The sequence below is a fragment of the Paenibacillus dendritiformis genome (genome assembly GCF_945605565.1).
In the GTDB taxonomy this organism is placed as follows: Bacteria; Bacillota; Bacilli; order Paenibacillales; family Paenibacillaceae; genus Paenibacillus_B; species Paenibacillus_B dendritiformis_A.
On sequence record NZ_OX216966.1, the window covers coordinates 384,975 to 397,756 of the forward strand.

Sequence of the window (12,782 nt, forward strand, 5' to 3'; positions counted from 1 at the left end):
AAAAGGAGCTGCCCCTCCTTTATAGGAAAAGAGGAACAGCCTACTTTTTGAGTCCTTGCAGTTGTATCTTGACTGATTGCGCGCCGGTGAGCTCTTCTTCCAGCACGGTGTACCAGACCGCCCCATATGACGATCGAATGACCGGCGCCATCTTGATATCCATGACCTCTTGTTGTTCGTGGCGGGGAATGCGAACCTCCACATTGACGACATCCGGATCAGTAACGAGGCCGTAGAGTACGACCAGGTCAGTGCTGCCGAATGTTATAGCTTATCGATTCGGGAGGAGCGGGGTGGGGGAAGTCGTTGCGCACCCACCCGTTTATTTTCAACCCGCTTGATTGTAAAAAGGCGATGTTCATCTCTTTCAGATTCAAATCATGAAAAACGATAATGTCGATGTCTCCAGGTATAGTCTCCTGATGCAGCAGCTCGGCATCAAACCCCTGAGGCGTCAACCATTCTTCGGCCGATTCGGCTTCCGGACGAAACAGTAAAGCTGCTATCAAACCGATAAGCAAGAGCGCAGCCGCAACCCATCTTTTCATTAGAATCCGCTCCTGACCGCCTAGAAGGCACACTCATACATATTGAATATGCGCAGCCCGGCTCCAAAAACAACCGGGTTACATCGACGACAAGCGGCGCTCGATATAGGAATCGAACGCGGTCTTGATGACCGCCACCACAGGCACCGCGATGAACATCCCGATGAGCCCGAAGAAGCCGCCCCCGATAATAATCGCGAAAATAATCCACAGCGGGCCGATGCCCACCTTGTTCCCGATGACCTTCGGGCCAATATAATAGCCGTCCAGCTGCTGGATAATGAAAATAAACAGCACGTTCCACAGCGCCTGCATCGGGGACACGAGCAAGGTGATCAGGCCGACGAACAACATGCCGATGAACGGTCCGAAATAGGGAATGACATTCGTGACGCCCACGACTAGAGCGGCTAGCAGCGCGAACGGCGATTGTAGAATCAGCAGCCCCACAAATACGATAGAACCGATAATCATCGCATCCAAAATGACCCCGACAAAATATTGGGAAAAGGTCGTATCGATCCGCTTGACGAAATCAACCACCGATGACGCCCGCCCCTGTCCCAACAGGGCAACCAGAATCTTCTGCGTGCCACGGCCAATCGCTTCCTTGTCCTTCAGCAGATAAATCGATACGATGAAGCCGATAACGAGATTCAGCAGCGTCGTCGTTAGCGACAGCAGGCCGGACAGTAAGTTGTTCAGGATGAGCCGGACGAACTCGCTGATCTGGCTGGAAGCGGACGAGAGGAACTCCCCTAGCTTGGCGTCGATCCCGGATTGGGCGAACCATTCCTGCTCCAGCACATGGCCGCGTATCCATTGCTCCGTCCCCGCGATATATTGAGGCAATCCCGCGAGCAGCGTGCTGACGCTGTCAATAATTCTCGGGGTGATTACCGTAATAACGATGAAGATCAATCCGAGGAACAGCGTATAAACAATAAGAATGCTGTACAGCCTGCGCAGCCGCTGCCGTGAGAACAGCTTCGCCTCCAGCGCGTTGACCAGCGGCCGGAGCAAATAAGCGATAAAAAAAGCAATGAAAAAAGGCGTCATCAAGGACATCACCGTAGAGAAAAAATGCAGGACGCCCCCAATATTGTCCACCAGCTTGTACAGCAGCAGCCCCGCGGTGAACAGGCCCAAATAGTATAATGTTTTGCGATCCCTGAACATCGTTCCCTCCTGAACTTCTTCGTGGTGTAGGTTGCCGCATGTTCCGGACGGCAGGCCGGTATAGCGAATCAGGAGGACTTTTTGCCCTTCTCTTTGTCTTTATCCTTGTCCTTCGCCATTTGCTTCTCCAGATCGTCAATCATCTTCTCGGCCAGACGCTTATACGTATTCGCCTGATGAATGAAGGTCAATACGGCCAGCAGCGTAAAGGCCTGGCTATCCCCGGCCGAGGCCACCGCTTCGGTCTGGGCCGCCACGGCACTCTCCAACTGAAGAGCCTGCTCCTCCTTCAGCCGCAGGAACTGCTCGTACACCTTCCATCCGTCGACATCCTCCCGATGAAGCGTACCCTGGAACAGCGTCTTGATGTCACCGATGGACAGCGTCTGCTTCAAATGATAGATCAGCGCCATTTGAATGATATGCTCGGGAGAATACTTCTTATTCTTCGCCGGAAGCAGCAGTTTGTCCTTGGTATAATTATTGATCATCGTCTTCGTCAGCAGCTTGTCCTCGGGATGCCGTTTCGTCGGCTCCAGCACGCTTTCGAACAACGTGATGACCTGATCCATATAGAGATCGAGCTTCGGGATTTCCGCCGGCTCGATGTCCGGCATGCCCGCGATGCCCCGGTACAGGGCTTCGATATGCTCCTTCGCGGTTGCGTCTTCCATGTCTTCCTCTCCTTCATGCCTGGGGGCGCAACTGAAAATGATGCTGTCCCGTTCATTTCTCCATACTAACATATGCAAAAGACAAGAGGCTACAATGCAAAAAACTCTTCTATTTACTTCTCTGAATCACATGTTATAATTTATATATAACACCATGTAGTTTTCATTACTACATAACATTTTTTGTTAACACATCTAATGCGCGGGCACGCGTTAATCATAAATAGGGCAGGATAGCCGGATACTAGTTCATGGGAGGTTCGATTGAAGATGGAAAAGCCATGCAATATCGTCTTGTACGGCGATTCGATTGCGAAGGGGATCGTGTACGATGAAGAGAAAGGCAGATACGCCAAGCTGGCCGACAGCTTCGGGCAGCTCGTTCAGCGCCGCCTGAACGGGATCGTGACGAACGCGGGTCGCTTCGGCTGCCTCGTTACGAAGGGAGCCGAGAAGCTGAAGCAGGATGTCCTGAGCCGGCGCCCGGATATCGTGCTGCTGGAATTCGGGGGCAATGATTGCGACTTCGATTGGGACAAAATCGCCCGGCAGCCCGGGGATCTGCATGAGCCGAACACGGATCTGGAGCGCTACACGCAGACGTTGAAGGACATGATTCGCACCTTGAAGGACCACGGGATCGTTCCGGTGCTGATGTCCCTGCCGCCGCTGGATGCGGATCGGTATTTCCGGTGGATCAGCAAGAACGACGACTCCGCCGCCGCGAACATCCTTGCCTGGCTGGGCAGCGTCAGCCGGATTTATTGGTGGCATGAACGCTACAATGCCGCCATCATCCGGGTCGCAGAGGAGATGAATACGCGCTGGATCGATGTGAGAGGCGCGTTCCTGCGGGCATTCGATTACCGGAATTATCTGTGCGCCGACGGGATACACCCGAACGAGCAAGGCCATCAGGTGATTGCCCAGGAGCTGATGAGCTATTTGGAGAGCCGATACCGTCATTTGTTGAAATGCTAAATGAGCAGGCCGGATGACTGTCTATTCAGGCAATCACCCGGCTTGCTTGGCTTATTCGATATCCGGCCCATCCGATCCGGGAAGCCGATAATTCATCCACTCCCCCGGGAGCAGCTGCCGGTAGGGCGTCTGCAGGAAGCGGTCGTCGATCAGTACGAGCGTCCCGGTGTCGCGCTCCGAACGGATCAGCCTTCCTCCGGCTTGAAGCACCTTGTTCATCCCGGGATAGACATAGGCATAGTTGTACCCGTTTTTCCCCGTGCGGTTGACGTAGTCGCGAATGATGTTCCGCTCCAGGCCGAGCTGAGGCAGGCCGACGCCGACGACGATGACGCCCGTCAACCGGTCTCCCTGGAGGTCTACCCCTTCCGAGAATACGCCGCCGAGCACGGCGAACCCGACCAGCGTGCCTGTCCGATCCGGCTGGAAGGCATCCAGGAACCGCTCCCGCTCCTCCTCTGTCATCCGCGCCTCCTGCACCAGCATTTCGACCGGGCTTCCTTCTGCCATGAAGGCTTCGTATACCTCGTGCAAGTACGGATACGAAGGGAAGAACACCAAATAATTGCCGCCCCGCTCCTCTACCACGCGCCGAATCGCCTGCACGAGCGGCAGCTTCGTCCGTTCCCGATCCCGGTACCGGGTAGACAGCGGGTGCAGCCGCACATCCCACTGCGCCGGATCGAACGGGGAAGGAAGAGAGAGCGTGTAATCCTCTTCCCGATTGCCGCCCAGCAGGTCCATATAATAGGACATCGGCGTCAAGGTCGCAGAGAAGCGCACAATCGATCGATACCGCTTGCCCGCCTGAGCGAGCAGGAAGGACGGATCGAGACAGAACAGCTTCAGCCGGACCTCATTCCGCTCGACTTCGGCATACGTCGTGAACCGCTCATCGTAGAGCTTCGCGATGCGGACGAAGCTTGACGCAGCGAAATAGGCGTCGAGCAGCATCGTATGGGCCGGCGATCCGCCGCCGCCCAGCAGGACCGGTTCGGCTTGGGCGATGAACCCGTCCAGCAGCGCCAGCAGTTCTTCGGGCAGCTCCATGTCCGTCAGGCCGCCCTGATCCGCACACTGCTTCCGCAAGGCGATGAAATAGGCATTCACCGCTTGAGCCGCGTCGTGGATCGGGCGATTCACTCCCTTGAACTCGCGCTTCAGCTGCAGGAACGCGGACTTGACCAGTTCGGCCGAATACATATCCCGCGCCCGGTCGACGAGATTATGCGCCTCATCGATCAGGAGCCCCGTCTCCTTCTTCTGCTCTTCCGCCCACCGCTTCATCGAGACGCGCGGATCGAACACATAATTATAATCGCAAATGACCGCATCGGCCGCATACGCGAGATCGAGCGAAAATTCAAACGGGCATACCCGGTGCTTGCGGGCGTACTCCTCAATGACCGGACGGGTCATCTGCGTCTCATGGGACAATATATCCATGATCGCCCCGTTAATCCGGTCATAATAGCCGTCGGCATATTCGCAATAATCCGGCTGGCAGCGGGTCTCCTCCTGGAAGCAGATCTTGTCCTTGGCGGTCAACGTAACCGATTGCATGCAGAGTCCCTTCGACGCCAGCCGCGCGCAAGCATCCTCGGCAGCCGCGCGCGTCGTCGTCTTGGCCGTAATATAGAGAATCCGCCGGATCAGCCCTTCCCCCATCGCCTTGACCGCAGGGTACAAGGTCGACATCGTCTTGCCGATGCCGGTCGGTGCCATGGCGAACAGGCCGCTGCCCTGAGCAATCGACGTATATACGGCGCCGGCCAGCTTCCTCTGTCCTGCCCGGTACGTGTCGAACGGGAACGGCAGCTCCCGGATGCTCTCCTGCCGCCGCTGCTCGTGGTCCCGCCGCATCGCCGCGTACGGCGCATACCGTCCGATGACGTCCAGCACGAAGGCCTCCAGCTCGGCGAAGGTCAGCACCCGCTTGAACCGCTTCGCTTCTTCCGTGCGGACATGGACATAGGTCAACTGCACCGCCATCCGATCGCGGCCATGCTCCTTCGCATACATATAGGCGTAGCAGCAGGCCTGCGCCCAATGCACAGGATACGCATCCTCCGTAATCAAGCTGACGTCCCCCGATGTCGACTTGATCTCGTCTATCGTCTCCTCGCCGGACAGAAGCAGGCCGTCACAGCGGCCGTCGATCTTGAAGCTTAGATCGCCGTACCGGATGTCGGCCTGCAAATACACTTCCTTGTGGTCCGTCTCTCCATAGCTTTCCTGCACCCGCTGATGGGCCTTCGTCCCGTCCGTCATCGAGCTGGCGGCCCGGAAGCCGCTGTCGATGCTGCCGCTGAGGAACACATGCTCCACCAGCGAACGTACGGATAATTGTATCGTATACGTCATCGCATTCTCCCGATTCCTGTCATTGCCTGAATCTGTAACTCATTATACCGATTATACCGCAATTCAGGCCACAGTGCCGGGTGCACAGCGTTCATGACCTCGCCGCCAATTTCGCGAGTCCCCCGCAGCCGCCTGCAGCAAGCCCACCTGCATCCAGCCGGCCTGCAGCAGATTCGTGTTCAGCGAGCAGAACCGAACAGCTCACTTCGTTCCCTGGCCCGCTGCTTCCAATCCGCGCACATACGTATGAAGCATCCGCTTCAGGCTCTCATCCCGCTCCAGCTCCATGCGGAAGCCCTGCTTCATCTCCAGCGTAGCGAAGCCATGCAGCAGGCTGCGCAGACCGCGCACGACATGGAAGGCGTCGGCCTTCTCGTACTTATATTCGCCAAGCACAGCGAGCAGCAGCTCCAATATCGAGTCGGATGCGGCTTGAATATCCGGGTCATTGAAATCCGGCGGCGACATCGTCGCTTCGTATACTCCCGGATGCTGGCGGACGAAGTTGACGTAAGCGAAGCCGATCGCATCGATGGCCGCCTCGCCCGACTTCCCCACCGCCGCGCGCGCCAGCGACTCTCTCAGTTGCAGCAGGCCGTAATGAGCCAGCCCGGTGCGCAGCCCCGGAAGCCCCTGAACATGATTGTACAGCGAGGGCGACTTAATGCCGAGCCGCTCCGCAATCGCGGCCAGCGTCACTTGGCTGAGCCCATCCGCATCCGCAATCTCTGCGGCGGTGTGCACTATTAATGAACGATCAATGGATTTCCTTGGCATGATGCTGATTCCTCCATACTTGTTCTACTTCTTGAATCGCCTTGTCGATCGCTGGCGCCGGATGCGGCAGCATCGGCCCATGGCCGACCGCCAGCAAGGTCGGCTCCAACGCGCGCAGCTTGCGCGCGCTCGCGATCGATTCCCCCAAGTTCCAGGTGGCGAACGCCGGGAACGGGAACCGCAGCTTCATCTTGCCGGACACGGCCACGCCGCCCTGCGTCTGGAAGGCATCTCCGGCGATAAGAGCCCGGCTGCGCGTGTCGAGGAAGGCCATCAGCCCCGGCGTATGCCCCGGCGCGGCGACAGCGAGCAAAGAGCCGATGCGATCGCCGTCACACAGCAGCCGATCCGGCACCGTCTTGACCGAGGCCGGCACCCCGCCGCGAATCGGCATCGCAGCCTCTCCCGGCTCCAGCGAGCGGTCGCCGCGCAGCAGCTTGGCATCCCGCTGCGAGATGGATACCTCCGCGCCCGGCAGCGCGTCCTTCAAAGCATCCAGCGAACCGACATGGTCGTCATGGGCATGCGTCAAGACGATGCGGGTAATCGGCTTGCCCAACTCGGCGGCCGTTCTCAGGATGCCCTTCAGACTAAGGGGCAGCCCGGCATCGATCAAGGTGAGCTCCTTCTCTTCTTCGACCAGATATACATTTACAGGGAACAGTCCCGGGAACCACGTTAATTGATAGACATGCTCATGGCGGGTTACGCGCATGGCAATCACCTCCGATTGCTTAACTAATTATATTAGTATAATAACTAACTATATTAGTTTTTGCAATCTTTATTTTTGTCTCCTCCCACATTTTGAGCAAATACCTTTCCCGGAGAGTCATCACTGCGCCATTGCAGACTTAAAACAGCGGGATTCATACAGGCCGGACAACAAAAAACACCCGCGCAGGGTGTTTTTTGGCGCTGTGCTCCGGGATGGCTTCCATTTGTGGGGCGTGGCGAGCTTAGTCCACTCTTCTCCGGGGGGTCATGTTCGTCGTAGCGATCTTGTTCTGTCTATCTTGGCTGGTCAGGTTCGACGTTTCGAGCTTGCTCTGCCCTATCCTGCTTGCTCAGGTTCGACGTGGCAAGTTGCTCTGCTCTATCCCGGTTGTTCAGGTTCGACGTTTCGAGCCTGCTCTGCACCTATCCTGATTGCTCAGGTTCGACGTGGCAAGTTGCTCTGCACCTATCCTGATCGGTCGGGTTCGACGTGGCAAGTTGCTCTGCTCTACCCCAGTTGCGCAGCAGGTCCGCCTGAAAGTCCGGTTGGTCCAGTTAGGTAAGTTAGTTAGTCCGGTTAGTTAAGTTAGTTAATTCAGTTAGTCCAGTTAATTCAGTTGTTTCGGCTAGTTCAGTTTGTGGAGTTGAGTGAAAATCCTGCATAGCCGCATCATTTTACGCCAGATAATCATATATTCGACAGAATTCCTGCAAAATTACATCTTTTCGCCCTACTTTGTCTGCTTTTCAGTCGATTAGGTGGAAATTCCTGCACTTTTGCAGTATTCCGATCAAGACATAGACGCCGACATGCAAATACTGCACTTTTGCAGTTTTGCCGCGGCGTTTCCGAGCCGCTCGATGCAACAAGGGATAATCGGGGCAGCTCACGCGCCCCGGACAAGTCCGCCACTTCCCCCTATCCCCTTAGTATCCCTAGGTTATCCTGAGTTCCCCTTGGTTTCCCTTGGTTTCCCTTGGTTTCTCTGAGTTTCTCTGGGTTTCTCTTGCTTTCTCTACTTTTCTCTGGGTTTCACTGAGTTTCCCGGGTTTCCCTGAGTTCCCCTGTCTGTCCCCATTTGTTCCCCTTATGGTTCCACTGCCGCTTCCACTTGCGGGACGACCGCTTCATGCAGGTAGCGGTCCAGCTCTGCGGCGCCGCTCGCCTTTTGCTCCGGCGTCCAGCCCAGGTGAGCGGCCATCCACTCGATGGCCGGCTGCTTCCATTGCCGGACCCATTCGATGTCGAAGAAAAGGGCGCCGGTTCTTCGAATGAAGAAGTCGGCCGGCTTGAGCGCCATCTCTTCCTCCACCGCGTATACGAGCGGAATGAGGACTTCAAGCGGGAGGCCGCCGGATGCGGCTTCGTCGCGGTACCGCTCCGCCAGCGCGAAGAGGCGGTCCGCATTCGAGCCGTACATGCGAGCCCACCGCTTGGCCAACGCGGCATCCAGACCGCGGCGGATGCCCTCCTCCATCTTCGCCTCCACGAAGCCCGGGAAGGCGGAGGAGCCGCCGACATCGCCGCCGGCGATCGGCATCTGCTTCGTCTTGACCGGCACGAACGGGCGGTCGTCTTCCTTGGCCAGCCGCTGCATGACGCGATCGACGACCGTCTCCGCCATCTTGCGGTATCCGGTCAGCTTGCCGCCGGCGATCGTGATCAGGCCGGAAGGCGACTCCCAGATTTCATCCCGGCGCGAGATCTCGGATGCGCTCTTTCCTTCCTCATAGATGAGCGGTCTGACCCCGGCCCAGCTCGATTCGATATCGTCGGCGGTCAGCCGCACCGACGGGAACATGAACGCGATAGCGTCCATAATATAATCGCGGTCTTCCTTCGTCATGACGGGATGGGCGGGGTCACCCTTGTAGAACGTGTCGGTCGTGCCGACATACGTTTTGCCGTCACGCGGAATCGCGAAGACCATCCGCCCGTCAGGCGTATCGAAATAGATCGCTTGCTTGAGCGGGAACTTCGCCTGGTCGATGACGAGATGCACACCTTTGGACAATTGCAGATGCTTGCCCGTCTTCGAGTGATCCCGCTCGCGAAGCTCATCCACCCATGGGCCCGCCGCATTAATGATCGTCTTGGCATAGAACTCATACTCCTTGCCATCCGCCTGATCCACGACGCGCACGCCGCATAGCTTCCCATTCTCATAGAGGAAGGACTCGGCCTTCATATAATTCAGCGCCATCGCTCCGTGGCGGACGGCTTCCTTCATGACTTCGATCGTCAAGCGCGCGTCATCCGTCCGGTACTCTACGTAATAACCGCCGCCCAGCAAGCCTTCCCGCTTCAGCAGCGGTTCACGCTCTACCGTCTCTTGCGCGGACAGCATGCGCCGGCGCTCGCTATGCTTGACCCCGGCGAGGAAGTCGTAGACACGCAAGCCAATGCCGGTGCTGAACTTGCCGAAGGTCCCGCCGCGGTGAATCGGCAGCAGCATCCATTCCGGAGTCGTCACATGGGGGCCGTTCTCATAGACGATGGCCCGTTCCTTGCCGACCTCTGCTACCGTGCTTATATCGAACTGTTTCAAATACCGGAGCCCGCCATGCACCAGCTTCGTCGAACGGCTGGACGTTCCGGCCGCGAAATCCTGCATCTCGAACAAGGCCGTCGTCAGTCCGCGGGTCTCCGCATCGAGCGCGATGCCCGCTCCGGTAATGCCGCCGCCGATTACAATGACGTCCAGCGGCGTCTGGCCCATAGCATGCGCGATCCGCTCGCGATGTGCAGAAGAGAATGTTGCAGTTGTCATAGGTGAACCTCCTCGTTGCAGTAACGTCAAATATTAGGTCGTCTCTCCGAAAGAAAAACTGCAACAACACCACAGCCTCAGACTGTCATGCGATTGCAGTTCCCCCCGTTCTCCAACTGAATGATTTTATTAACTTGTGCGCAAATATAAACCAAGAAATCCGATACGCCCGGCTTATTTGAATGCTTTGGTCGCCGCAATGGCCGTCTTCCAGCCTGCGTACAGCGCTTCCCGCCGCTCCTGCGGCAGCGCCGGTTGGAAATCGCGCTCGATGCTCCAGAGCGAGTAGATCTCCTCCCGGCTCTCCCAGTAGCCGACCGCAAGCCCTGCGAGATAAGCGGCTCCCAACGCGGTCGTCTCGCTGACTTGCGGGCGTTCCACCGGCACGCCCAGCATATCGCTCTGGAACTGCATCAGGAAATTATTTTGCACCGCGCCCCCGTCCACGCGCAGCGTCGTCAATTCTATCGAAGAGTCCGCCTCCATCGCCTGAAGCACATCCAGCGTCTGATAAGCGAGAGACTCCAGCGTCGCCCGAATCAGATGCTCCTTCGACGTGCCGCGCGTCAAGCCGAAGACGGCGCCCTTCACTTCGCTGTCCCAATATGGCGTTCCCAGCCCGACGAAGGCCGGCACGACGTATACGCCATCGGTCGAGCCGACGCGGCTCGCATATTGCTCGCTGTCGGCGGCGTCTTTGAACATGCGCAGGCCATCGCGCAGCCACTGTATCGCCGAACCGGCCACGAATACGCTGCCCTCAAGAGCATATTCCACCTTGCCGTCAATCCCCCACGCAATCGTCGTCAGCAGTCCATGAGAGGATTGAACGGCCTGCTCGCCCGTATTCATAAGCATGAAGCACCCGGTTCCGTACGTGTTTTTGGCCATGCCGGGCTTGAAGCAAGCTTGCCCGAACAGGGCGGCCTGCTGGTCTCCGGCGATGCCGGCAATCGGAACCCGCTCGCCGAAGAAATGATAGTCGGCCGTCTGGCCGTAGATCTCGGAGGAGGAGCGCACCTCAGGCAGCATCTGCTTCGGAATATCCAGAATTTCCAGCAGCTCGTCGTCCCATTTCAGCTCATGGATGTTGTACATCAGCGTGCGGGACGCGTTACTGTAATCCGTCACGTGCGCTTCCCCGTCGGTCAGCTTCCAGATCAGCCACGTATCGATGGTGCCGAACAGCAGCTCCCCGCGTTCCGCTCTCTCCCGGGCGCCCGGGACATGATCAAGGATCCATTTCACCTTCGTGCCGGAAAAATAAGAATCGATCAGCAGCCCGGTCTTCGATCGGAACAGCTCACTATGCCCCGCCGCCTGAAGCTCGTCGCAGATCGCTTTCGTCTGCCGCGATTGCCATACAATCGCATGATAGATAGGGCGGCCTGACTCCTTATCCCAGACGACGGCCGTCTCGCGCTGATTCGTAATGCCGATGCCGGCGATCTGACTCGGCTTCACGCCCGATTCAATAAGACAAGTCGCAATGACAGCGAGCACGGTTCCCCAGATCTCCTGCGCATTATGCTCTACCCACCCCGGTTCAGGGAAAATTTGCGTAAACTCTTTTTTGGCCATATGAATAATCTCGCCGGATCTGTTGAACAAAATCGCCCTGGAACTGGTCGTCCCCTGATCAATCGATAAAATATACTTCTCCATCACCGATTCCTCCAATTCATCTAATGAACTGCGCCATGACCTGCGCATAAGCCCCTATAATCTCGCCTGGGCCGATACTTTGCCGTCTCGCCGGGAAGTGAGCAATGCAATGATCACGATGACGAGAACGATGCCGGATACGACCCAGACGAGGGTATCCGCTTGCCCGAGGAACACCGTTTTGTAGAAGAGTCCGCCCAATGCGCCCCCAATCATCGGGCCTGCGACAGGAACCCAGGCATATGCCCAATTGGAACCGCCTTTGCCTGGAATGGGAAGCAGCATATGCATAATTCTCGGGCCGAGGTCGCGCGCGGGATTGATCGCGTACCCGGTCGTTCCGCCCAGCGACAAGCCGATGCTCACAATAAGAAAGCCGACAATGAACGGACCGAGCCCGGCCGTAAGCTCATTGGCGCCAATCGCCAAAATGACGAGAACGAGAATAAACGTCCCGATAATCTCGCTGATCAGATTTCCGAAAAGATGCGGCGCCGCCGGCCCTGTCGCGAAGACGCCCAGCTTGGCGGCCGCGTCCTCCGTCAGCTTCCAATGCGGCAAATAATGCAAATACACGAGGGCCGCTCCCGCCATGGCACCGAGAAGCTGTGCCGCGATATAGGCGGGCACATCCGCCCAAGGGAATTTGCCGATCAGCGCCATCCCTACCGTAAGCGCCGGATTCAGATGCGCCCCGCTAATCGGACCGACCGCATAGGCCGCCATCGCGACGGCCAGCCCCCAGCCCATCGCGATCACGATCCAGCCCGAATTGGCCGCATAGGACCGTTTCAAGGCTACGCCCGCACATACACCTCCTCCAAGCGCAATCAAAATCATCGTCCCAATCAGTTCCCCCCAAAATGCCGACATCCCAAGTCCCCCTTCATTTCTAGTCCATGAAAAGCATTATTCGACGGGAACGCAAAAAAGACCTACCTATCCATCCGCGCGACAACTCTCCAATTCGAGAGCGATCAGCGCGTCTGCAAGTAGATCTCCATGTCTCCGCAACATCATTAACTTAGTTCACAGTTTATTCTATTTTGGAAACGGTGTCAAATGATTTTTATCATTTCCTGAGCCTATTTTTTTCGGAACGGCAC

Annotated in this window: 11 protein-coding genes; 1 reads left to right on the forward strand and 10 read right to left on the reverse strand. The window is 57.2% G+C overall.

What is annotated here, in order from left to right; genetic code table 11:
- Positions 1-40 precede the first annotated feature (40 nt).
- The 4 genes from NNL35_RS01580 to NNL35_RS01595 all read right to left on the reverse strand — a co-directional run bounded on the left by NNL35_RS01580 (position 41) and on the right by NNL35_RS01595 (position 2,401).
- On the reverse strand, positions 41-202 hold the full coding sequence (locus NNL35_RS01580; protein WP_158000436.1) for a hypothetical protein: 162 nt from the start codon (positions 200-202) through the stop codon (positions 41-43).
- A gap of 46 nt (positions 203-248) precedes the next feature.
- The gene (locus tag NNL35_RS01585; RefSeq protein ID WP_006676225.1) at positions 249-548 is read right to left on the reverse strand and encodes a hypothetical protein; all 300 of its coding nucleotides are present in this window, start codon (positions 546-548) and stop codon (positions 249-251) included.
- 78 nt (positions 549-626) lie between these two features.
- Positions 627-1,727, reverse strand: a complete 1,101-nt coding sequence (locus tag NNL35_RS01590) for an AI-2E family transporter (RefSeq protein WP_006676224.1) — start codon at positions 1,725-1,727, stop codon at positions 627-629.
- A 68-nt stretch (positions 1,728-1,795) separates the two neighbouring features.
- The gene (locus NNL35_RS01595; RefSeq protein ID WP_006676223.1) at positions 1,796-2,401 is read right to left on the reverse strand and encodes a DUF1836 domain-containing protein; all 606 of its coding nucleotides are present in this window, start codon (positions 2,399-2,401) and stop codon (positions 1,796-1,798) included.
- A 270-nt stretch (positions 2,402-2,671) separates the two neighbouring features.
- Here NNL35_RS01595 and NNL35_RS01600 point away from each other — a divergent pair, with 270 nt between their 5' ends.
- Positions 2,672-3,382, forward strand: a complete 711-nt coding sequence (locus tag NNL35_RS01600) for an SGNH/GDSL hydrolase family protein (RefSeq protein WP_006676222.1) — start codon at positions 2,672-2,674, stop codon at positions 3,380-3,382.
- Positions 3,383-3,433: 51 nt separating this feature from the next.
- Here NNL35_RS01600 and NNL35_RS01605 read toward each other — a convergent pair whose 3' ends face one another.
- The 6 genes from NNL35_RS01605 to NNL35_RS01630 all read right to left on the reverse strand — a co-directional run bounded on the left by NNL35_RS01605 (position 3,434) and on the right by NNL35_RS01630 (position 12,549).
- The gene (locus NNL35_RS01605; RefSeq protein ID WP_006676221.1) at positions 3,434-5,746 is read right to left on the reverse strand and encodes an ATP-dependent DNA helicase; all 2,313 of its coding nucleotides are present in this window, start codon (positions 5,744-5,746) and stop codon (positions 3,434-3,436) included.
- Positions 5,747-5,947: 201 nt separating this feature from the next.
- On the reverse strand, positions 5,948-6,523 hold the full coding sequence (locus tag NNL35_RS01610; RefSeq protein ID WP_040730748.1) for a TetR/AcrR family transcriptional regulator: 576 nt from the start codon (positions 6,521-6,523) through the stop codon (positions 5,948-5,950).
- Positions 6,504-7,238 (reverse strand): MBL fold metallo-hydrolase, encoded by a 735-nt coding sequence (locus tag NNL35_RS01615; protein ID WP_006676219.1) that lies wholly within the window; start codon positions 7,236-7,238, stop codon positions 6,504-6,506. The genes NNL35_RS01610 and NNL35_RS01615 overlap by 20 nt, the downstream gene beginning before the upstream one ends.
- 1,090 nt (positions 7,239-8,328) lie before the next feature.
- A complete protein-coding gene (locus NNL35_RS01620) occupies positions 8,329-10,011 on the reverse strand; it encodes a glycerol-3-phosphate dehydrogenase/oxidase (protein ID WP_006676218.1) in 1,683 nt (560 codons plus the stop codon).
- Positions 10,012-10,185: 174 nt separating this feature from the next.
- Positions 10,186-11,676 carry a glycerol kinase GlpK gene (gene glpK, locus NNL35_RS01625; protein WP_006676217.1) on the reverse strand — a complete coding sequence of 497 codons (1,491 nt, stop codon included), beginning with the start codon at positions 11,674-11,676 and terminating at the stop codon, positions 10,186-10,188.
- 54 nt (positions 11,677-11,730) lie between these two features.
- Entirely contained in the window at positions 11,731-12,549 is an 819-nt protein-coding gene (locus tag NNL35_RS01630) for an MIP/aquaporin family protein (protein WP_006676215.1), read from the reverse strand.
- Positions 12,550-12,782 lie beyond the last annotated feature (233 nt).